The organism is Limimaricola variabilis (genome assembly GCF_034371605.1).
GTDB lineage: Bacteria > Pseudomonadota > Alphaproteobacteria > Rhodobacterales > Rhodobacteraceae > Limimaricola > Limimaricola variabilis.
Genome location: NZ_CP139695.1, coordinates 55,485 through 77,025 on the forward strand (window position 1 = coordinate 55,485; position 21,541 = coordinate 77,025).

General features: G+C 61.3%; 18 protein-coding genes and 1 pseudogene. 8 read left to right on the top strand and 11 right to left on the bottom strand.

The features are described from left to right. Positions 1–34 precede the first annotated feature (34 nt). Together T8T21_RS19675 and T8T21_RS19680 are read left to right on the top strand one after the other, a co-directional pair. The gene (locus T8T21_RS19675; protein WP_322338274.1) at positions 35–412 is read left to right on the top strand and encodes a type II toxin-antitoxin system RelE/ParE family toxin; all 378 of its coding nucleotides are present in this window, start codon (positions 35–37) and stop codon (positions 410–412) included. Next, positions 409–756: a helix-turn-helix domain-containing protein gene (locus tag T8T21_RS19680; RefSeq protein ID WP_322338275.1), complete on the top strand. Its 348-nt coding sequence runs from the start codon at positions 409–411 to the stop codon at positions 754–756. The genes T8T21_RS19675 and T8T21_RS19680 overlap by 4 nt, the downstream gene beginning before the upstream one ends. Before the next feature lie 230 nt (positions 757–986). Here the strand turns inward: T8T21_RS19680 and T8T21_RS19685 are convergent, their stop codons facing one another. The 5 genes from T8T21_RS19685 to T8T21_RS19705 form a co-directional block, all read right to left on the bottom strand. Next, positions 987–2,195, bottom strand: coding sequence for a hypothetical protein (locus T8T21_RS19685; protein WP_322338276.1), 1,209 nt, complete (start codon positions 2,193–2,195; stop codon positions 987–989). Positions 2,196–2,363: 168 nt separating this feature from the next. Continuing rightward, positions 2,364–3,215 carry a TniQ family protein gene (locus T8T21_RS19690; protein WP_322337995.1) on the bottom strand — a complete coding sequence of 284 codons (852 nt, stop codon included), beginning with the start codon at positions 3,213–3,215 and terminating at the stop codon, positions 2,364–2,366. Continuing rightward, positions 3,152–4,033 carry a TniB family NTP-binding protein gene (locus T8T21_RS19695; RefSeq protein WP_038147410.1) on the bottom strand — a complete coding sequence of 294 codons (882 nt, stop codon included), beginning with the start codon at positions 4,031–4,033 and terminating at the stop codon, positions 3,152–3,154. The genes T8T21_RS19690 and T8T21_RS19695 overlap by 64 nt, the downstream gene beginning before the upstream one ends. 1 nt (position 4,034) lies before the next feature. Next, positions 4,035–5,669: a Mu transposase C-terminal domain-containing protein gene (locus tag T8T21_RS19700; protein ID WP_150122431.1), complete on the bottom strand. Its 1,635-nt coding sequence runs from the start codon at positions 5,667–5,669 to the stop codon at positions 4,035–4,037. A 204-nt stretch (positions 5,670–5,873) separates the two neighbouring features. Next, positions 5,874–6,770 carry a DMT family transporter gene (locus tag T8T21_RS19705; RefSeq protein WP_322338277.1) on the bottom strand — a complete coding sequence of 299 codons (897 nt, stop codon included), beginning with the start codon at positions 6,768–6,770 and terminating at the stop codon, positions 5,874–5,876. 780 nt (positions 6,771–7,550) lie between these two features. On the opposite strand from T8T21_RS19705, the gene T8T21_RS19710 reads away from it, so the two are divergent. After that, positions 7,551–8,141 (top strand): NAD(P)H-dependent oxidoreductase, encoded by a 591-nt coding sequence (locus T8T21_RS19710; RefSeq protein WP_322338278.1) that lies wholly within the window; start codon positions 7,551–7,553, stop codon positions 8,139–8,141. 670 nt (positions 8,142–8,811) lie between these two features. Here the strand turns inward: T8T21_RS19710 and T8T21_RS19715 are convergent. Then, a protein-coding gene (locus T8T21_RS19715) for an IS3 family transposase (protein WP_322338224.1) occupies positions 8,812–9,953 on the bottom strand; the annotation gives its coding sequence in 2 pieces (ribosomal slippage) (positions 8,812–9,713 and positions 9,713–9,953; 1,143 coding nt in all). Between the two features lie 560 nt (positions 9,954–10,513). Further along, positions 10,514–11,020: a cupin domain-containing protein gene (locus T8T21_RS19720; protein WP_322338279.1), complete on the bottom strand. Its 507-nt coding sequence runs from the start codon at positions 11,018–11,020 to the stop codon at positions 10,514–10,516. Between the two features lie 373 nt (positions 11,021–11,393). On the opposite strand from T8T21_RS19720, the gene T8T21_RS19725 reads away from it, so the two are divergent. The 5 genes from T8T21_RS19725 (at position 11,394) to T8T21_RS19745 (ending at position 17,008) form a co-directional block, all read left to right on the top strand. Then, positions 11,394–12,656: an ATP-binding protein gene (locus T8T21_RS19725; protein WP_322338280.1), complete on the top strand. Its 1,263-nt coding sequence runs from the start codon at positions 11,394–11,396 to the stop codon at positions 12,654–12,656. Positions 12,657–13,376: 720 nt separating this feature from the next. Continuing rightward, the gene (locus tag T8T21_RS19730) at positions 13,377–14,258 is read left to right on the top strand and encodes a flagellar hook-basal body complex protein (protein WP_322338281.1); all 882 of its coding nucleotides are present in this window, start codon (positions 13,377–13,379) and stop codon (positions 14,256–14,258) included. Positions 14,259–14,405: 147 nt separating this feature from the next. Next, positions 14,406–15,662 carry an IS21 family transposase gene (gene istA / locus T8T21_RS19735; RefSeq protein WP_322336893.1) on the top strand — a complete coding sequence of 419 codons (1,257 nt, stop codon included), beginning with the start codon at positions 14,406–14,408 and terminating at the stop codon, positions 15,660–15,662. Then, positions 15,659–16,504: an IS21-like element helper ATPase IstB gene (gene istB / locus T8T21_RS19740; protein WP_322336894.1), complete on the top strand. Its 846-nt coding sequence runs from the start codon at positions 15,659–15,661 to the stop codon at positions 16,502–16,504. The genes istA and istB overlap by 4 nt, the downstream gene beginning before the upstream one ends. Before the next feature lie 87 nt (positions 16,505–16,591). After that, positions 16,592–17,008 carry a flagellar hook-basal body complex protein gene (locus tag T8T21_RS19745; RefSeq protein ID WP_322338178.1) on the top strand — a complete coding sequence of 139 codons (417 nt, stop codon included), beginning with the start codon at positions 16,592–16,594 and terminating at the stop codon, positions 17,006–17,008. A 95-nt stretch (positions 17,009–17,103) separates the two neighbouring features. On the opposite strand, the gene T8T21_RS19750 is transcribed toward T8T21_RS19745, so the two are convergent. The 4 genes and pseudogenes from T8T21_RS19750 to T8T21_RS19765 form a co-directional block, all read right to left on the bottom strand. Beyond that, positions 17,104–17,457, bottom strand: coding sequence for a helix-turn-helix domain-containing protein (locus tag T8T21_RS19750; protein ID WP_322338179.1), 354 nt, complete (start codon positions 17,455–17,457; stop codon positions 17,104–17,106). Positions 17,458–17,642: 185 nt separating this feature from the next. Further along, positions 17,643–18,573: pseudogene (locus T8T21_RS19755) on the bottom strand (IS5 family transposase). A 693-nt stretch (positions 18,574–19,266) separates the two neighbouring features. Next, the gene (locus tag T8T21_RS19760) at positions 19,267–20,037 is read right to left on the bottom strand and encodes a DUF7282 domain-containing protein (RefSeq protein WP_322338180.1); all 771 of its coding nucleotides are present in this window, start codon (positions 20,035–20,037) and stop codon (positions 19,267–19,269) included. A 72-nt stretch (positions 20,038–20,109) separates the two neighbouring features. Next, complete coding sequence (locus tag T8T21_RS19765) at positions 20,110–21,318, bottom strand: hypothetical protein (protein WP_322337859.1); 1,209 nt, start codon at positions 21,316–21,318, stop codon at positions 20,110–20,112. Positions 21,319–21,541 lie beyond the last annotated feature (223 nt).

Sequence of the window (21,541 nt, forward strand, 5' to 3'; positions counted from 1 at the left end):
ACAGGCCGCTTGAAGATTGACAGGATATACATAAATGAGTATCAAGACAAAGGAGGCATCGGTCAAGCCGTGTCGCTGGGTCGGGAGTTCGCTGAAGGACCTTCAGGATTTCCCAGACCAAGTTAAGAAGGACATCGGGACCGCCTTGAGGTTCGCGCAGGCAGGCCAGAAGGCCGGCAGCGCCAAGCCTTACAAGGGTGTCGGTTCCGGCGTCTTGGAGATCGTGGATGACCATGACGGTGACACCTACCGGTGCGTCTACCTCCTCCGCCTGAAGGGGGTCGTGTATGTTCTGCACGCTTTCCAGAAGAAATCGAAGACGGGCATCAAGACGCCGCCCAAGGACATCGAAATGATCAAGTCTCGGATCAAGCTCGCCGAGGCGGATTACAAGAAGAGGCCACTGCCATGACGGAAGAAATCACAGATAGCTCCGGCAACGTCTTCGCGGATCTTGGGCTCGAAGACGCCGAAGAGCTGAGTTTGAGGGCCGCGCTCGCGATTCAGGTCGCCTCCATCATCAAGCATCGTCACCTGACGCAGCGCGACGCCGGAGAACTCCTCGGCATTCCTCAGTCTCACGTCTCCAAAATCATGAACGGCAAGCTCGAAGGCATCACGTCCGACAGGATCTTGCGGATGCTGCTCAAGCTCGGTCGCGACATCGATATCGTGATTAAGAAGAAGAGTCCGAAGGTCGACCAAGGCCGTCTGTCGATCGCAACATCGAAGAAGCGCGTTCCGGTCGCGGCCTGAGAACTACTTGTTAATTTCCACCTAGAACTGACCCGGGTTTGCCATCGAGAACTGACCTACCTATGAGGTATTCGGATCAGTTAAGAGTTGGGTCAAGGCATGCGCGGAATCCCTCCTTCTTCGGGTGGACGCCTCTGTGCTGACCTTGAAGCGGAAGCTGTCATTTTTGGTTTCGAGCATGTGACTGCGGTTGCGCGGGATGGCCTGCTCGCGTGCGGCGGTAGGCTCGGTCACCTTCGGCGCTGCGTGGCGATCAGCAATGCATTCGCCAGGCTGAGCGCCTTCTCGAGATCAGTGAAAGCGCGCTCAATTGCCTGCGCCGAGGCTTCTCTCTGATCCCGGCTGTTGTTGCGGGCGGTTTCGCGCAGCTCGGCCGACGGCTTGGTAGCGTGCGCCCGTAGCCGAGCCCGCCTGACCGGCCGCACTGCCAGACGCGCACCCAGACTTGGCACTGCCCAGATCCGCGCCGTCTGGCGGCCAGTGATCTCCGTCAGCAGACCGAGATCCGTCATTTCACCCAGCAGGGTCAGCGCGGTGCGGATCGACACGCCGATCGATTCGGCAAGTAGCGCCGAGCTCAGCACCGGTGCGGTTGCGAAGGCCTGGACCGCGTCGGTCATGCGCGAGCGCCCGCCCCTGCCCTTCGCCGCCTCCTGCCCGCGGCGCAGCCAATCACGCGCAAGCGCGAAGCGCCCGATCTCCGCCTCGAAGACCCGTGCGAGACCGACGCCGAGATTCATGAGACCCACCTCGCTGCCAGGCGACCACGGCAGGAACTGCCTGTGGCTCAACGCGAGCGCTGGCGGCGAGACCCAGTGCGCATCGACCCGACCCGACAAACCCCGCAGGACGTCCTCGAAGTCGGTTCCACGCCCAACCCGGCCCCGCAGGCTGCTGTCGACCGCCATGAAGATCAGCCTCTCGACAATCGGGTTGGCACGCTGTGACAGCGCCGCATAGCTGGCTGCCGCCCGAGCCGCAGCCAGGATCGGCATGTCGCCGGGACCCACCCCTGCGAAGATGCCTTCGATCTCGGCGTCATCGAGCCGTTGGCCTTCGAGCTCATCGCCCGGATCCATACCGGGCTTCATTCCGGTGCCTGCCGCCCTTTCAAAGCGCCGCATGGTCTGGACAGGCCGCGCAAGGGGATCGCCCGGTGCCTTCAGAACGCGGATCAGGCTCAGCGCCAGTTCCGCGCCGGTCGGATCCGTATCTTGGCTTCCATTCTGCGCGATGCGTGGCAACAGGTCGCCCTCGGAGATCCGGATGCCTTCAAGACCGGCGCTCGCCACGGCTTCGGCGAGCGCAAGCTCCGAGCGCCACAGGTTGCCGACCTCGGGCTCGGCCCGGGCCATGGCCTCCAGGCGCGCGGCCAGAACCTCGGCCCGCATGAAGGTCGAGACAGCGCTTCTCGCCTTATCAACGCGATCGAGGGCCATCAGACAAACCCATGTTATGAGGAAAAATTCTCAGTTTAGATGAGGATGGATGGCCCCATTTTCAATTGTCTCGGTGAATAGCAGACGTGTTTCATCAGGCCCTCAATGGAAAGCTGTCGCGTTGCCCTTTAATCTGAGACGCGACGCGTTCGGCGACAATTTTTGCCCTTAATTGTGAGATACGGCTGTCATGGGGCCCCTGTTTCTCGCGCACCTTTGCGCTATGTGATCAACCGCGGCAAGCAATCGAGGCTCCTTCTCGAAGGCGCGCAAGAGAGCAACCCTTGCATAGTCGTCGATGCTTTTGCTGACGATGGCTGCCTTAGCCAAGGGATGAGATCGAGCGGCGGCGATTGCGGCGAGGCAGAACAGCCTAACTTCCGATCTGGGGTTCTGGACAGCGAACGACGGATCCCCGCGGAAGGTTTTGAGTGACATGGCAAAGGTGACTGCGCGCATTGCGCGCCGAAGTTGCTTGGGGCCGCGCGAGCGCGCGGCGCACTCAAGCATCTCTGCCCCGCGGCGCGCTCGGTATATCAGTTTTCCAGATATTTGTTCCTCACGGAGTTTGCCAAGGGTCTGCACAAGTCTCGTCCCGCAAACTTGGCAGTCAAATGCCCAGGCCCGCCTCCAATGCCTGAGCGAAAGACCCTCTCTGGCGCATTGCATGCAATGCTGGAATGGCATCTGAGCCGTCAGCGAGGCTTCTCGTGGCGTCATTGCCGGAAAGGTCAAAGATCGAACAACATCTGGGTTAATCCGTGCGGCGTTGGCAATCTTCGCCGCCGCAGCCGCGTCGACGTTGAAGTCCAAGGCGGTGCCATGCGCGGTATCGATTCTGAGATGAGCCAGTAGTTCCGCATCATCACAGTAGTTGGCCGCCGCCAGCCGAGACAACCAACCTGACAACAACTCGTCTGGCAGCGGCGCGACAGTCTTGGGCAGCGGGTGCGGCTTCACACCCGGGACTTCTGGAGCCGCCGATGGGGGTTCGCATGGCGCGACCAAACCGGCGTCCATTTTGCGATTGCGTCATCGGTGATGCATTCCTCGCCTGTGATAATGGCGTCGATGGAAAGATCCTTGACCAGAGCGAAGATGCGCGAGGTCACCCCACCGGTCAGTGCCAAGACCTGCTTGAGAGATTTGACCTTCAGGTTGGACTTCTTTTCCAGTGGCATGGCAGCAATAAGGGTCTGGATCATGTCCGAGAACTCGGCATCGTCGCGCCAGTTTGGCAGATGATGTTCGTCCAGCCGTCGGGCAAGCTGGATATCACCGCGAATAGCATCGACGGCCTCGCTGACCCCAAGGCAGACCAGTGACACCTCGAGTTCATTGCTGAGATACCGCAGGACATTGAGAAATCGGCGCTGTTCGCGGTGGGTCCCGGCCAAGAGATTGTGGACCTCGTCGATCATGATCATCCGCAGGCCAAGGTCGCGTAAGAGCGCGATGACACGGACTTCGAGGGAAGCCACATTTTGAGCGCGGGCGCTAAGAGCCGTCGCCGGGGCGCCGACGGCGGCCAGGATGTGCAGGTAAAACCGCCGTTCATCAGGTGCGGGCGGCGCTTGCAACAGCAGAAGCGGTGTGCGGGTGATGCCCGACGCCGGATCGTATTCTGGTGCGTACTTGCGCGACAGGTTTCGGGCAATCATCGTCTTTCCGATCCCGGAGGCGCCATGCACAAGAAGCCCAGGCATACGGGTTTGTCGTGGCGCTTCGATCATGCCCTGCAAGCGGTCCAACACCTGTTCCGCCCGAGGAAAGCCGATCCAGATATCCGATTGAATGAGGGCGATCCGGCCGTCTTCTTCAGTTGTCCCTGCCCTCAATTCACCATCTCTCCACCTTGAACAATGGGCGCGATGTATCACCCGTATCGATCGGGCGCAGCCCTTCGGTTGTCGAGACGGCCGAGTTCGTGCCCTTCAATGTCCCTTTTCTTTCACGGGTTCTGCGTTCGGCCTTCGTCAGGCCCCGGCTTTCAGCTTCGATCTGGCGTTGCTGTCGGATCAGCTCAGCCAGCACCAGCTCATTAGACCCGGACTTGCCAAGGGCACGGGCCTTCCTCATCGCTTCGCGATATTCCCAGAGCGAGACGGGCGGAATTTCCAGGTTTCTGTACCGCGCCTCAACATACCGGCCATCGTCCAGTTCGACCCAGATCATTGAGATATCGCGAGGATCGTAGCGAACGACCACCTTTCCATCCCCGCGCCCAATGTGGCCTGCAAGGGCATCGGACCAGTACCTTATCTGGAACAGATGGATGCCGTCACGCCTGATCTTGCGCAGTTCACTCGGCAGGAAGCTCACCTGAAAGGCTTCCATCTCGAAGGGGATGTCGCCTGTCATTTGCTCTGAGAGCGCCTCCCATTTGGCAACGGGCGTGCAGCCAAGACTTGAATGAATGCTGTTGTTGTAACGGCAGATTTCCAGAGCAAACCAGCGATCGAATTCGCTCAACGTCATCGTGGCCTTGCTTTCGGCGTCATAGTCGCCCTTTGCCGCGATCGAGGATTGCGTTGTTCCCGGCAACAGGTGAACGGCCCCCATCATGGTGCCGATCAACCGTTCGATGTGACCACCGAAGTGAGGACTTGCTGGCGGTCGATAGACCAGATCGATCCCCCAATCCGCACAGGCCGACCGAAAGGCGCGCGACCGGAAATCGCGACCGTTATCGACGTGGATGCTGTGCGGTTTGCCCTGTGCCGGCCAAGGAACATCGCACGCCAATTCCGCAAGAAGTTCCTCCTTGAGGGCCACCGCCTGTGTCAGGCAAAGCGCCACTGACAGACGCGAAGGTGCCTCGAGAGAGGTGTAATATCCGGTCACCATCCGCGTTGCGACGTCGATCGCCAGCGTGACCCAAGGCCGCCCAATTGGTTTGCGTTCAAAGCCGTCGACAAGAATGATGTCCGCCGGTGTATGATCAATTTGGACGATCTCCAGTGGCATACTGGCCTTGTTCTCACCTGTGACCGGCGCAAATTTCTGGCGGGCCGCCTTTGCGCCCTCTCGTGCCTTCGCAACTTCGCGGGCACCCATCGCATCCAGACGACGCTGAACCGTTCGCCGTGTCGGCGGTTGCAAGCCCTCCTGCCAGCAAGCGTTGCGGATTTCTGTCACGACGCGCGACAAGCTCGAACGCTCCCGGCGCAAGAAATAGCGGCGAAGGTGCTCCTCGATTACCGCTTCGACTTTGCTGGATATTAACATCGTCCCGGTCGGGCGGCCCCGTTTCCGCGGAGCCAGAGCGCTGGTGCGCCCACCCTCTTCCGCCAACCGTTTCATCCAACGCCAGACCGTCGCCCTGCTGACACCAAGCTCCCAAACGGCGTCATTGATGCCACGTTCCAGGCTGCCAGTCCCATTGAGATATGCCTGAACAAGAGGGCGCAGCACCGCGGCCCTGCGCGCCTCTTCAGCACCAACGGCAACGGAGTCTTCGCCATCATCATTCATCGATATTTGCCGCAAATGTCTGTGAACCCTGTCTCAGGTTTAAGGGCAAAAATATCAGAATTAAAGGCAAAATCTCATATTTAAGGGCAAAGCTCAGCCGTTGATTTCGTTGGATTTCCCATCTCACAATTAAGGGCTACGCGACAGCGGCGTGTTCGCTGCTTGACGGTTGTCTTCCATGGCAAACGGAGGAGGCCCATAAGCTCAGGCCGCCTCAAGCTGCCGCGCCTCAGCCCGGATGTTCAGGTAGTTGCCGCCGAGGATCAGCGTGGCGCCGATCAGCATCAGCGGCCCGATGGGTTCGCCGTAGAGCACCAGCCCGACCACCGCGATGACCGGCAGGCGAAGGAAGTCGAACGGCATCACCAAGGTTGCGGGCGCAAGACGCAGCGCGTTGGCGATGCAGAAATGCGCGCCCAGCCCGGCCGCGGCGATCACGCCGATCCAGGGCAGGGCCGCCTGCGAGGGGGCGGCGATATCGCCGTCGAACCCGGCGCAGGCAAAGCCGAGTACGGTCTGGCTCGCGGTCATCCACCACAGGATTGAGGCCCCCGGGGCCTCCGCGGTGAGGCGCCGGGTCAGCATGTAGGTGAAGGCGAAGCCCACGGCGCAGCCCGCTGCCGCCAAAAGCGCGGGGCTGAGCGGTGCGGCACCGGGACGCGCGACCATCACGATCCCGATAAAGCCGAGGATTGCCGCGATGGCGCGCGGCCGTGTCAGTCTTTCGCCCAGGATCAGCGGTGACAGCACCAGCACCCAGAGCGGTGCGGTGAACTCGAAGGCGAAGACCTGCGCCAACGGCAGCGCAGCGAGCGCGTAGAACCACAGGTTCTGGGCGCTGAAATGGGCGATGTTGCGCGCCAGATGGAGGCCGGGGCGGCGCGGTGTCACCTCGTGCCAGCGGCGCCCAAAGCTCAGGACGAGGGCGACGATCACCATGCCGATCAGTGACCGCCAAGTCATGATCTCGAAGGTGTCGAGCTCGATCGACACAGCCCGGCCCGCCACTGCCATCGAGGTGAAAGCCGTGACCGCCCCCATCATCCACAGGGCGGCATAGAGCGGCGCGGTCCCCGGTAGCCGGGCGATGCTTGGGGTCATTTCTGCGTGCTCCTCAACCGCCGCGTGGGTCCTCGGGCTGCACTAGCGCAGGCCGTGGGGCTTTCCCAGCTCTGCAACCTCGGGCACTGGGGACAAGACCGTCATCGCCGTTCAGCACCAGCCACAATTAGTGAACAACGATCGCTCGCTTATCTGCCCCAGCAGCCAGACGAGACGGAGCCGGCGCCTGCTGGTTACACCTCACCGTATCCCCGTTTCCCCCGCCCCGCCTGCGGAAGCCAATGGGATCCATCGTGAGACGGGATACCATGCTGCGCCCGCGAAGAGCATGGCGCGATCTGCACACAACGTCTGTTGTCACGGGAGCCTTTGAAAGTTTTGCGTGTCGGTGCCTGCCAAGACCGTATTGGGCGGCCAGCCTCAAAAACGGTGAGGCGGGTGTCATTCAGACTATCAATCCTCGGGGGGGTAAGCCGCCCAAAGAGGGCCGCTCCCAGGACGGAACAGGGGCGCGACCTAACCCTAGCGCGCAGACAGCACTGCTCACGAATGCCAAGGGGGGCCGGCCTCCCCCCTTGCGGATCAGAGGAGAGGCCGGGGCAGTTCCGGCATGGAACAGGAAGAAACCTACCCGACGCATGGCGATTGGCAAGGCGGGCGAGAAGGCACACCGCGCGATTCATGCGGCGTAGACCCTTGCGGTCGCTTGCACGAGGTGCCTCTTTGCCGTCCCTCCCACGGAGGCCGATCAATGCAGGAGCCGGATCCTTTTGTCTTGCCAGCTGTTCGGCAGGAGATCCTGCAACCGGAGATACCGAGATGCCCACCAAGATTACCGTCTTGTTCTATTCCACCTACGGCACCAACCACGGTGTCGCGCTTGAAGCGGCTCGGGCAGCGGAAGCTGCTGGCGCCGAAGTACGCGTGCGCCGTTGCCGAGAGACGGCCCCGGCCGAGGTGGTGAATGGCCAAGATGCTTGGCGCGAGCAACTCGAGCGGATGAAAGACATTCCCGAAGTATCGTTGGATGACATGGAATGGGCGGACGGCTACTTCATCTCCGTTCCAACCCGCTTCGGTGTACCCGCCAGCCAGTTCCGGGCGTTCGTCGACACACTGGGGCCACTCTGGCAATCGGGCGCACTGGCAAACAAGGCCGTGACCGCGACTACATCCGCACAGAACCCACATGGCGGGCAGGAGACGACGATCCAATCGATTTACGTCACCGCCATGCACTGGGGGGCTGTGATCGTGCCACCAGGCTATTCGGACCCAATCAAGTTTGAAGACGGCGGCAACCCCTACGGCTATTCCTGCACGCCCGGCCTGCTGGACGAAACGGGCAAGAAATCCGTGGCGTTTCAAGCGCAGCGACTAGTGAAATACGCCGAGAAGCTGATGCGATGAGGGGCGCGTCCTGAAGCAGGATGAGCTGGCTCGCCTCTCGTGGTTAATTCGCTCGACTGAATAGGCGCCTGCGCCTCCGAGGCGGCGAGCACAACTGCCTCAATGGTTTATACTTCTTCTGGGCGCAGGCGCGGTCCGTTGATCCTTGTCCTGAACGCGAAGGGGCTTCACGGCTCGCATGACCCGATGCGCTGAGCCTGATCCCGCTCGATATTACGCCACCAGAGGAATAAAAGCAGCGACGTGGCGATGATGATTCCGGGAACTTCAGCGAAAACCATCATCGCCGTGCCCCGAAGATCCAGGCGCAAGAGCGGGGAACAGAGGGCCGCATCGGCATCGGAATGATGTTGCTCTTGTAGGTTTTGCACCTCATGGGCGTCCCTAGCGAGGGGGGCTCCATGTCAACGGGGGCAGCTATCAACGTTTCCAGCCTTGGATAGCTCCCCCCCGGAACTCAGTCCGCGCTGTCGATCCCTATAACGAGGCTCCAACCAGACTGGTCTTTGTTGAGTAGACGCCAGCGACAAATCCTGCTCTCGGCAAGAAGATGACCGATCACGCTTAGGCTGGAAATCCATGGGGGTCGTGCAGCCGCTAACGTACTCGATATCCCTCAGGTCGCTTGGCCGGTTCCGGATCGATCTCTCGTTGAATAGCCCCGCGTTTCTTAGACGCCCTCGTGCCTCAGTTTCTGCTGCCGCTCGAAGTCGACGGGCGACAGCATTCCGTTCCGCGCGTGTTTGCGCTTCGGGTTGTAGAACATTTCGATGTAGTCGAACACGTCCCGCCGGGCTTCCTCACGCGTCCGGTAAGTCCGGCGCCTGATCCGCTCGCGCTTGAGTAGGTTGAAGAAGCTCTCTGCGACGGCATTGTCATGGCAGTTGCCACGGCGGCTCATGGAATGCTCCAAGTTGTGGGCTTCTAGGAAAGCGGCCCAGTCCATGCTGGTAAACTGGCTTCCCTGATCGGAGTGGATCAGCACCTTAGCCTTCGGCTTCCTCCGCCATATGGCCATGAGCAGAGCCTGGAGAACGACGTCGGTCGTCTGGCGCGACTGCATAGACCATCCGACCACGCGCCGAGAGAACAGATCGATCACCACAGCGAGGTAAGCGAAGCCTTCCTGCGTCCGGATGTAGGTGATGTCAGTCACCCAAACCCGGTCTGGAGCTTCCACGTCGAACTGCCGATCCAGGGTGTTGTCGACGACGACCGACGGCTTGCCGCCATACTTGCCGGGGCGGCGCTTGTAGCCGATCTGCGCCTTGATCCCGGCCAGCCTGGTCAGGCGGGAGACGCGGTTCAGGCAAATGCTTTCGCCCTGTTCGACCAGGTCATCATGCAGCTTCCGCTGCCCATAGACCTTACCGCTCTCGGCCCACGCCGCCTTCAGAAGCTCGGTCTGCCGCTCGTCCTCCCGAGCGCGTTTGCTCAGCGGCGCCTTCAGCCACGCATAGAAGCCGCTCGGCTGGATGCGCAGGCACCGGCACATCGCCCGGACGGAGAATTGCCCGCGATGCTCGGCCACGAACGCGTATCTCACTTTGCATCCCTGGCGAAATACGCGGTGGCCTTTTTTAGGATGTCACGCTCCTCCGACACCCGTGCCAGCTCCTTCTTCAAGCGCCGGATCTCGGTGTCCTTCTCCGCCTCTCCGGATGACGCCTTCGCGAACTTCTTCTTCCAGGCGTAGAGCGAATACGGGCTGACCCCGAGCCGCTGCGACACCTCCCTGACCGGGTAGCCTCGCTCGGTGATTTGTGCGACCGCGTCCCGCTTGAACTCGTCGCTGAACTTGCTGCTGCTCATCATGGCCTCCTTGCCTCAAAATTAGCGAAGAAGGCGTCCACAAGACACGGGGCTATTCACGTCACGTCTTCCAAGACGTCTCACCGCCAAGCCGGGCCATAGGGATGGGTATTACTTCGCGGCTCAGGACTGACTGTGGTTTAGTGTGCGAGGTGATGGTTGAAAAACCACGCTCAGTCTCAGTGTGAATAGGATGGGCATCGAGATGAAAGGTCGTGGTGGAGTTGCCGACTTCAACCAAATCTCACGCCCCCCCGGATCAGGCCCGACAAATCTCTTTCCAGTCAGCATGAGAAGCAGAGCGAAGACTACTGCCAGCGCGCCGCCGTTTCCTTGCCGCTAGGACGCCCCCGGCGGTAACGGCCGGCCAAGGAAATCTCTCGACACTTGGCCGGCCGCTTGTCGAACGGACTGGCGCATCAGATCGACGTTCGACCCCTACTCGCAACCATGTCCACTCGTACCTCCTGACCGTAGCACGGGCTTCGCCGTCTCCCTTTGATCTTGATCAAAGAATTTATCAGGAGCACTACATCGTTGGGCAAGCCGGAGCCCACCTCTCAGGACGAAGGGGAGGCAGGGAACGAACCGACGGACTCGACATCGTAGTCCCGACAGGCGGTCATGATCGTGTCGTCATCGATTGGTGCGTCGGGATCCTTGGAGTCATCAGGTGCCGTGGAGATGGCCCGGTAGAATTCCCCATGCCGAGGTGTTGTGAAGAGGAGGTAGTGCGCTGTGTCGCTTTCGACCCGGAAGCCGTGGACCGCGCCAGGAGCGAAATGAACGAAGGCCCCCGCAGCGGCCATCCGGCAAGGCGAACGTTCGAGGAAGACAGACAGCACTCCCTCGATCACATAGAGGGACTCGACGTCGGCGGGATGCCGGTGCAGCGGCACAGTCTCGCCGCAGCGCGCAGTTTCGTCGATCAAGGCAAAGGCGCCGCCCGTCGTGCCGCCTGTGGCGAGGAAATGGGTGCGTGTTCTGCCGGAGTGCCGCAGTTCGGCCCGACCGGGCTCAAGGAAGTAGGCGCCGAGGGCTTGGTCCTGATCCAACATCATGGCCATGGATGTCACTCCTTGAACGGCCCTTCTGGATGACGCACGGCCACCCTGCATCGGGTTTCGATCAGAAGGAAATCATAGCACGAGCTGGATGGGGACAATGCTCCGGATGCGACACCCTGCTGTCGGGAGAATGCAGCGAATGGGAGGTCCATGCTGCCCCAGCTCCTGCCCCGTGCCCCATCCCAGATCCAGAAAGAGATACAGGGCCCCCGCCTTCACTACCGAAAGGTGGCGAGGGAGTGGGCGGATGCGCGGCATGCTCCACATCGTTTGCTCAAGTCCCAAACCTAACAGACTTTACGTCACCTTACTCCTGTATTACGTAGGTTACGTACCTTTCACATAGGCATGCGTAATGACATCTCTCCTACATGTGCCCCGCGTCGAGGATGCCACCCGCATTGCCTCACTGCTGACCCCTGATCCGCTTACGGGCTCGCTGGCCGGCTTGTTTCTCGCAGCGCCGCGGCGAACGGGGAAGACTACCTTCTTGAGATCGGATCTCATCCCGCATCTCGATAGCAAGGGCTATGCCGTCATCTATGTCGACCTGTGGTCCGATCGGTCCGCCGATCCGGCCGACCTCATCATCTCTCGGATCAAGATCGCGCTGGAGCAGCATGACGGCCTGATCTCGCGCATGAGAAAAAAGAGCCCTGTCAACCGGGTCGGCGTGCTGGGCTTCTCTGTCGGGCTGAAGGAGAGTGGACCTTGGTCAGGCACGATCGCCGAGGCCCTCGAAGATCTGATAAAAGCGACGGACAAGGACCTGGTCGTCATCATCGACGAGGCGCAGCAGGCGGTCGAAACCGATGCCGGGCTCAACGCCATGTTCGCATTGAAGGCCGCACGGGACGCAATCAACCAAGCACCGGGCGATCGGCACCTTTACCTTCTGATGACCGGTTCGCACCGCGACAAGCTGTCGACCCTCGTACAGAACCGGCAGGCCCCGTTCTTCGGCGGCATCGTGAGACCCTTTCCGCCGCTTGGATCCTCCTACATTGCCAGCATGGTCGCGCGCGTGAACGAGTCCCTTGCCGACAGCGCGAAGCTCGCTCCAGAAGATCTCGAAGCGGCTTTCGAGGTCGTCGGGCGGCGACCGGAGTTGCTGACCGACTGCCTGCGCGACTTGATCTTCGCGCCGGAGGGTGCCGGGCCGGAAGCACTGAGACGCATTGCATCCGAACGCAAGGTTCAGACCGAGATCGACACGCTTTCCGAGATCGCCTCCATGACCCCTCTTCAGCAGGGGATCTTGCGGATCATGGCGAGGAAGGGGCTGGCATTCCAGCCGTTCTCGGAGGAAACGCGCGAAGCCCTGAAGGATGCCCATCGCGGTCGAATGCCCGCCGTGACGACGGTCCAGACGGCCCTGTTGGCGCTGCGGGAGAAGGGCTTCGTCTGGCGTCGGGAGTATGGCCAGTACATTCTCGACAATGCGGACATCGCGGTCGCCCTGGCCCGATCGGACGGCGACAGACCAGGCGTTGTCGGCCTTCAACCCTTCAATCTGATAGTTGAACGTCATGCCGCAGCGTCAGGTTGCCCTCCTGTCTTTTGCGAACGGAAGAGAGAGGCGGAGCGGAAAGGTTCTCCCAGCGGTATCACCGTCGTCCGCCTTCTTGAAGGGTAGCAGCAATCGGGGGAGGTCGACCACGGGAATGCCCGAAAATAGCTAGCATACTTCCGTCCGCCCCGTTGCCATTTCTACCAGGTTTCGTGCAGTATTCGTATGATCGAGCGAGATGCCGCCCTTGTCGCCATCTTGGGCCTTGCACTGGTCTCGCTCGGTCACCCCTGTAACGGGCTATTGCCGGGCGATTAGATAGTCACCTTCGGCAAGTCAGGGCAAAGCATTTACACGACCAGCTCTTGCCATACGCTTTGCCGGCGAGTTGGTACTTTTCAAAGATGGCAAAATTCCCGATCGAGGCTAGGTCACGGTCATGCTTTGCCCAAAAATGCTCGCGCAGATTATTAGCTTTTATCGCGATATATCAACAAAGGGCGCCGGCCCCATGATAATGCCTTCTCGCCGAGAGAGATCTTCAAATAAACACAACCTGTCTATCGCAGGTTGACCCCGACATGGTCGGTGGATCCGTGCCTTAGCCAACATCTTTGCCAAGCCAAAAAGCTGAGAAGAATGCGATGCAGCCAGCTTACCCATCCAGGTGACCTAAACCTATGGCACTCATAGGATCTTACTCTAGCGTCCGCCATCTTGTTGCCGCAATTGGATGTGGGTGTGACCTGTACGAAAGAATAACAAGCATGAGGCAGGACGCGTAACCCGTTGTTCGGCGAGTGATCAAACAGGGTCGGCGTTTGGATATCAGGGCGTGACAGGGCTATGAGCATTTCCTACGCCATGCAGACCGGCGTGAGCGGTCTGCGGGCGAATTCGACGGCGGTGGGCCGGATTTCGGAGAACATCGCAAACGCCAACACCGACGGCTATCGGCGCAGCTTCGTGCAAATGGTCACCACCAGCACGCTGAGCCAGAACGGCACGGTCGCCCCTTCGGGCGTACGGGCGGTGCAGGGCTCCGAGATCTCGACCGAAGGCGCGCTGCGCGCCACTGACCAAGCAACCGACTTGGCAATCGGCGGTCCGGGCTTTTTCGTGGTCTCCAAGCAGCCGAACGAAACCAACGAGGCGAACTTCATGCTGACCCGGGCAGGCTCCTTCCTGCCCGACGAGAACGGCAACCTGCGCAACGCCGCGGGCTATTACCTCGCGGGCTTCCCGTACGATCAAACCGCGAGCCTCGGAATGATTGATCGCAACCAGTTTGGCGATCTCAAGACCGTCAACCTCGGCAGCCTGTCGCAGACCGGCTCTCCCACCGGCGTGATGACGATCAGCGGCAACATCCCGGCCCAGCAGACCGGCCTGGCGACACCGGGCGAGCCCTTCCTGAGCTCGGCGGAGTATTATAGCCCGTTGGGTGCCGCGCAGCGGATGCAGTTCTCCTGGCAGCCCGGCGCGGTCGACAACCAATGGACCCTCAGCTTCAACGGCGCCGACGGCACCCAATACGGCAACGTCACGGTCGATTTCCATGACAGCGGCCCGCTGGCTGGTGCGCCGCGACAATACTCGAACGCAACCACCACCGCCAATCCCCCGGCGAACTTCGCGTTCAATGCCGGAACCGGGGTGGCAGTGTTGACCATCAACAACGGAGCAGTGCCCCAGAACTTGGCAATCAACATTGGCGCGCCCTGTTAGTGCCGGACGTATTCTCCCCAAAAGTGCCGTTTGAAAATTCCCCAGCTTACCGGGTTTGAGCGCCAAGCTGTGGGGGGCATGCCCCCCACAGCTTGGCAGCGGCCACATCGCATCACCTGATCATGCCGACCGGAATGGAGGCGACGGGTGATCAGACTTGGGGAAGTTGTCATGATCCATGACTTGAAACGGCAGGGGCTTTCGATCTCTGCCATCGCCCGCAAGGTCGGGCTCGACCGCAAGACAGTGCGCAAGCACCTGGAGGTCGGCGTGACCGCACCGGTTTACGGTCCGCGCGCACCGCGGCCGCGGCTCCTTGAGGGGTTCGAGCCCTATCTGCACGAACGGATCCTTGCCTATCCCGACCTGTCGGGACGGCGGCTGCTAAGGGAGATCCGTGGAATGGGGTATGACGGGGGCTACACGGCCGTCACCGACTACCTTCGCGAAGTGCGTCCGGGTCGGATAAAGCCCTTCGAACGCCGCTTCGAAACCCCGGCCGGTCGTCAGGGTCAGGTCGACTTCGCCCAGTTCCGGGTCGAGTTCACCGATGAGCCCGGCGTGGTGCGGATCGTCTGGCTGTTCACCATGGTGCTTGGCCACAGCCGCTGGCTCTGGGGACGCTTCTGCGCCACGCAGGACCTGCAAACGGTGATGCGCTGTCATATCGATGCCTTCACCGCCATGGGCGGGGCACCGCAGGAGCTGCTCTACGACCGAATGAAGACGGCGGTGATCGACGAGGACGCCGAAGGGGTGATCACCTACAACAGCTCGCTGGTCGCGCTACTCACGCATTACGGCGCGCTGCCAAGAGCGTGCCGCCCTTACCGGGCCAAGACCAAGGGCAAGGTCGAGCGTCCCTATCGCTATGTGCGGCAGGACTTCTTCCTCGCCCGGACCTTCCGCAACATGGACGACCTGAATGCCCAGTTCGAGGACTGGCGCACGACCATCGCCAACTCCCGCCTCCACGCAACGACCCGGCGGATCGTCAATGAGCATTTCGCCGAAGAGCACCCACATCTGACCGCGTTGCCGGTCATCCCCTACAGCGCCGTCTTGACCGTGGAGCGGCGCGTGAGCCACGAGGGCATGGTTTCGGTGGGCGGCAATCTCTACAGCGTGCCGGACGCCACCCGCAAACGCGTGGTCGAAGTCCAGAACCATCCGCGCGAGATCCGCATTTTCGAGGACCGCGTGCTGATCGCCGTGCATCCGGTGCTGGAGGGCAAGAACCAGCGGCGGACCGATCCCAGTCACCGCAAACCCGTGCCGCCGAGACCGCCTGAGCTTTTGATGCCTGCCATGCCAGGACGGGTGACAGAGGTGGGGCGTCGACCGCTCGCCTTCTACGATGCCGTCGCCAAGCGGATGGCCTCAGGCGAGGGGCTGCGGAAATGACCGAAATCCTCGACCGCATTCGTGCCAGCCTTGTCGGCTTGCGCATGACCCGGGCGCTCGAGGCGCTCGACCATACCCTCCGCCGGCTCGAGCGCGGCGAGATCACCGCCATCGAAGCCATCGACGGCCTGTTGGCGGAGGAACATGTCACGCGTGAAGGGCGCAGAGTGACCGTCGCGGTGAAGACCGCGCGACTGATGCCGATCAAGACGCTCGAGAGCTTCGACTTCTCCTTCCAGCCTTCGCTCGATCGCGGGCGAATTCTGGCGCTGGCGCAACTCCACTTCATCGAGCGGGCGGAAGTCGTGCATCTGCTCGGCCCTCCGGGCACCGGAAAATCCCATCTCGCAACTGCCTTGGGCGTCGAGGCCGTCAGGGCCGGCAAGCGGGTCTACCGCGCCAGCCTGGCTGAGATCATCGACGCGCTCAGTCGGGCCGAGCGCGACGGCCGCTTGCCGGAAAAGCTCCGCTTCTTCAGCCGCAACAGCCTGCTCATCGTCGACGAGATCGGCTACCTGCCCATCACCCCTGGTGGCGCGAACTTGTTCTTCCAGCTGGTCAATCACCGCTACGAGAAGGGCGCTATGATCCTGACTTCGAACCGCGGCTTTGCCGAATGGGGCGAAGTGTTCGGCGACCCGGTCGTTGCGACCGCGCTGCTCGACCGCCTCCTGCACCATGCGATCGTCGTCCAGATCGAAGGCGCTAGCTACCGCTTGCGGGCCCATGCCGACCTCATGCCCGAACATACCCGCGCTCACGCTGCCATCGCGCCGCCTCCGCAGCCAAAACGCCGAGGGCGCCCCCCGAAAGACGGGAGGATCGATCAACTGCACGGCTGATCACCGCACCCGGAAACTGGGGAATTTTACTTCGGCACTTCTGGGGAAACTTCAGGCGGCGTTGACACGCCCGGGACCTATGACGGCATGACCCAGTTCGCGGGCGACTACTCGCCGCTCAAGATCAGCGCCGACGGCGCCGAGAGCGGGGTGCTGGTGCGGACCGAAATCGACGAGCGAGGCGACGTCTACGGTGTGTTTGACAATGGAAGCCGCAAGCCGCTCTACAACATCCCGCTGGCCGAGGTGGCCAACCCCGACGGCCTGCTCAAGACCGACGGCAACGCCTTCCTGTTGTCACGATCCTCGGGCAAGTTTAGCCTCAACCAAGCGGGCGAGGGTTCGGCCGGGACGCTGACGGCGGGCGCGCTCGAGAGCTCGAACGTCGAGGTGGCTCAGGAACTCACCGACCTGATCAGCACCCAGCGGGCCTATTCCTCGAACGCCAAGATCGTGACCACCGTCGACGAGATGCTCGACGAGACGACCAGACTGAAGCGCTGAAGGGGATTAGGCCAAAAGAGGCAGGACTAGGCGTTCGCGGTCGCTGTCTGGCCGACTAACCAAGTCTCCATGACAACCTCCGTGGCACTTGGCCGTTAAACTCTGGTTTCCTTTGCGATGCTCCGTGCCAAGTCGGATATTGCTTGTCGCTGAGTTACTGGCAGGGTCATCACCATGCCCAGCAGTTGAGCAGCTTGTCGATCGATCATGAGTGTCGGCGAAGTGTCGGATAATTCCAGACCGTCGTAGAAATATGTCACCTGAACATCGAGAGCTCTCGCGATGTCCCAGAGGCGAGAAGCTGCCACGCGGTTCGTTCCGAGCTCGTATTTCTGAATCTGCTGGAACTGCACTCCAACTTTGTCGCCTAGCTGCTGCTGCGTCATGCCTTTGGTCCACCGGCGGTGACGAATGCGATGACCAACGTGGACATCAACGGGATGGCTCATGTTCCTCTCCTCGAACTGCGACTTGGATCATAGCCCTAACGCAGCTGCCTTCGGACGGCAGAGTATGGATCGGGCTGCGAATGTCATCACCTTAGGTGAAACCCGCGCAAAATATGCAAGGCTGGTCTACCTGCGATGTTGCACAAAGCAGCCCCGGGCATGACTTCTCCCTTTACCGCCATTCTTCAGCGGACGGCTTCGATCTCGGCCCTGCCAAGGGCCGAGAAGCGGTTCATGATGGCGATGCTGATCTGGATTTCGGCGGTCTGGCGGTCGGGATCTCGTGACATGATCCTCTCGCGGAAGAGCTTCAGGCGGTTTATCTTCCTCGAGCCGACTTCGGACGTGGTAGCCTGCCCACTTCTTCCAGGGCGCTCGCTCCAGATGCCGGGTTGCCCGCAGGATCTTGCTTTGCGCGGTGGCAGCGAAGCAGTCTTCCTTCCAGGCCCGGCCATTGCGCCGGATCGGTATGACAGCGTCGGCACCTCGGTCGATGACGGCGCCATGGCATCCTCGTGTATCGCAAGCACCGTCTGCGGTGACCGTGCCGATCGCCTCCTCTGGCGGGATCTGCGCCAGCAGCTCCGGCAGCAAGGGGCTGTCGCCTTGGCGGCTCGAGGTGAACTCGACCGCGCGCACGTCCCCGGTGCCTGCGTCCATGGCAATATGAACCTTCCGCCATTGCCGCCGGCGTGACGGGCCATGCTTGCGGGCCCGCCATTCGCCATCACCCCGGAACGTGATACCGGTGCTGTCGATCAACAGGTTCAGCGACTGCCCGGACGCGCGATATGGGACCTGCACCGCGATCCGCGCCTGCCGGCGGCACAGCGTCGAATAGTCCGGAACCGGCCAATCCAGCCCCGCCATCTGGATCAGGCTCCCGATCAGCCCGACCGTCTGCCGGAGCGGAAGCCCGAAGAGCACTTTCAGGGTGAGGCATGTCTGGATCGCAGCGTCTGAGAAGGTCTCGGGCCGCCCACGCTTGCCGGTCCTGTCAGCGTGCCAGACCATCTCGGGATCGAACCAGACCGACCGCGAGTCGCGCTTGCGCAGCGCCGCGTTGTAGTCGGACCAATTCGTCGTACGATAGCAGGTCGGGGAATGCTTCTGCATGCCCTCGAGCTGACCGTCAGCGCGCGCTCGGTGAATCCCCTTTCACCGATATGTGCAAAAGCGTCCATGCTCACCTCCCCGAGGTTGAAACCGCCGGACTAAAGCCGGGCAAGCCAATACTTCAATCCGCAGCGGCATTACTCGAGAGAGAAGCTTTACAGGAAAACGGCCCGGGAGGTGGAAGCCCGGGCCGTCCTGAGTCACTTGCTCTTGGGTAAAGAGCATTCCATGTTCAAGAACTCTACCACAAAGTTAGCTGCCTGGAACAGGCTCTTTGAACGGCCGCCTTCAACTTAAGGCCACCAAATCCCACCCTTTTGGACAAACACAGCCTGCTTGAACGCTGACTTCGAAGCAGATTGCAGCGAGCAAGATCGCTCACCTCGCTGCTGTGGTCCAAGGTCGGGTCTCAGAGTAATTATCCACTAACGCTATGCTAAACTAGAAGAAAGACTGGTCGCAGGTCGGCTATGATATCATGCGCATCTGGATTTCGCCAAAGGCGCTGATAATGCTGATCTCTGGAAATAGCGCCGATTTGATAGCGATCCCCCAAGAAAACAGGTGCGATGCCCAGTGCAGCCGGACCGTCTCCTGCGCATTTCTTTCGATTCCATGCCGGTGCCGCGGAAAGAAGGGCTAGCCGATTCCTTCTTGGCCAGCCCTTCAAGAGTAGTTCAGACCGGAACGAGATTACTGGGCATTCACCTCGCCATCAGCATTGGCATCCGCATCGGCGGAGCCATCTTCTTGGCCTTCGGCCTCCATATCCTGCTCTAGATCGGCATCTTGGGTCTGCTCGTCGCCAGCATCATCTTCGACCACCTCGCCTTCTTCCTCACCATCCTGCCCGTCGGAATCCTCACCCTCCTCAGTTGCCCCTTCAGTCTCCGTATCATTCGGATCGATCGCCGGTTCGTCCTCGTCGACTGTGTCCCGCTCCTCATCGTCGTCCGATGCCGAGCGAGATTCGGGATCCTCCACTTCAGGGGAGGGAATAGGTTCGATGACCACTACACCGTCTATCACGCCCTCGGGCACCGCAAACATGACGGTCACCGGCGCGCCGTCACGCATCACCGGAGCATCGACATCGGTCATGTCTGGTCCGAAATCAAAGGTGCCGTTGTCGTTGCTCTCGACATGCAACATGGCCATCAACTGAGTTCCGGCAGACAACGCTTCCGGAATGATCACAGCCACATCGGCATTTTCGCCCGCCGTCACCGGGGCATGCCCCAAGGCCTCACCGGCCGTGCCATCGGCAGCAACGGAATGGACCACGATGTAGCCGTCCTGCAGAGCGGTGATGAGCGGGAATGTCACCGTGGTCTGTCCATCCGACATGGACATCTGCATCATCGCATCTTCGGTGACCACGATCATCATCTGGTCATCCTGCGCCAGAGCGCCTCCTGCCATCAGGGCGGAGAAGGCGGCCGCGCTTGCAATAGTCTTGATCATTGGAGTCTCCATGATGAAACTGCGCGCATAACTCGCCACCGTCGGCTTGGTTCAGCAGGATGCTCAGCATGGTCATCGCTGGCGCTGCGCGCTGACCAGCAGCGCGCTCGCCTTGTCGATTGCGGTCTCAAGATCAGTGAAAACGCGCTCCATCGCCCGCGCCGAAGCCTCTCGCTGATCCCGGCCATGGCGGTTGGCCATTTCACGCATCTCGGCCGATGGCCTGACAGCGTGCCCCTGCAGCCGAGTCCGTCTGAACGGCCGCACTGCGAGGCGCCCGCCCAAGCTTGGCACTGCCCAGATCCGCGCCGTTCGACGGCCGGTGATCTCCTTCAGGAGACCTAGTTCGGTCATCTCGTCCAAGAGCGTCAGCGCGGTGCGGACTGACACGCCGATCCTTTCAGCAAGCCGCGCCGAGTTTAGCACCGGTGCGGTTGCGAAGGCCTGAACCGCATCGGCCAGGCGTGAGCGTCCGCCCCTGCCCTGTGAAGCGTCCTGCCCGTGACGAAGCCAGTCGCGCGAAAGCGCGAAACGCCCGAGTTCTGCTTCGAAGACTTGGGCAAGACCGGTGCCTAGATCCATGAGCCCTGCTTCGCTCCCCGGCGACCAAGCCAGGAACTGCCGGTGGCTCAACGCGAGCGCTGGCGGCGAGACCCAGTGCGCATCTACCCGACCCGACAGACCCCGCAGGACGTCTTCGAGGTCGGTTCCACGCCCAACCCGGCCCCGCAGGCTGCTGTCGACCGCCATGAAGATCAGCCTCTCGACGATCGGGTTAGCACGCTGTGACAGCGCCGCGTAGCTGGCCGCCGCCCGAGCCGCAGCCAGGATCGGCATATCGCCGGCACCCACCTCTGCGAAGAGGCCTTCGATCTCAGCGTCATCGAGCCGTTGGCCTACAGGCTCATCGCCCGTGGTAAAGCCGGACCCCTTTCCGGTGCCTGCCGCTCTCTCGAAACGCCGCACGGCCTGGACGGGCCGCGCCAGAGGATCTCCAGGCGCCTTCAACACGCGGATCAGGCTCAGCGCCAACTCCGCACCTGTCGGATCCGCGTCCTGCCCTCCATTCAGAGCGATGCGTGGGAGCAGGTCGCCCTCCGAGATCCGGATGCCCTCCAGACCCACACTTGCCACGACTTCGGCGAGTGCAATCTCCGAGCGCCAGAGGTTGCCAACCGCGGGTTCGGCCCGGGTCATGGCTTCCAGTCGTGCAGCCAGTACTTCGGCTCGCAGGAAGGTTGTAACGGCACTTCTCGATTTTTCGGCGCTGTCGAAGTCCATCAGCTACGCCCCTGTTGTGCCCCACAATTCCTTCCTTACTTGAGGATTAATGACCCTATCTTCAATCGTCTCAGTGACGATCAGACATGTCGGAATGAGTTCTCGGCAAAGCGGCATTTGAGGAGCGATCATGTCCAATCCGAGAACGCACTACACCGGAACAGAAGCGTTAGCTTCGTTCCGCGCCTTAGAGGGAAAGGTATCGAAGCGTGTCGCCTCCCCT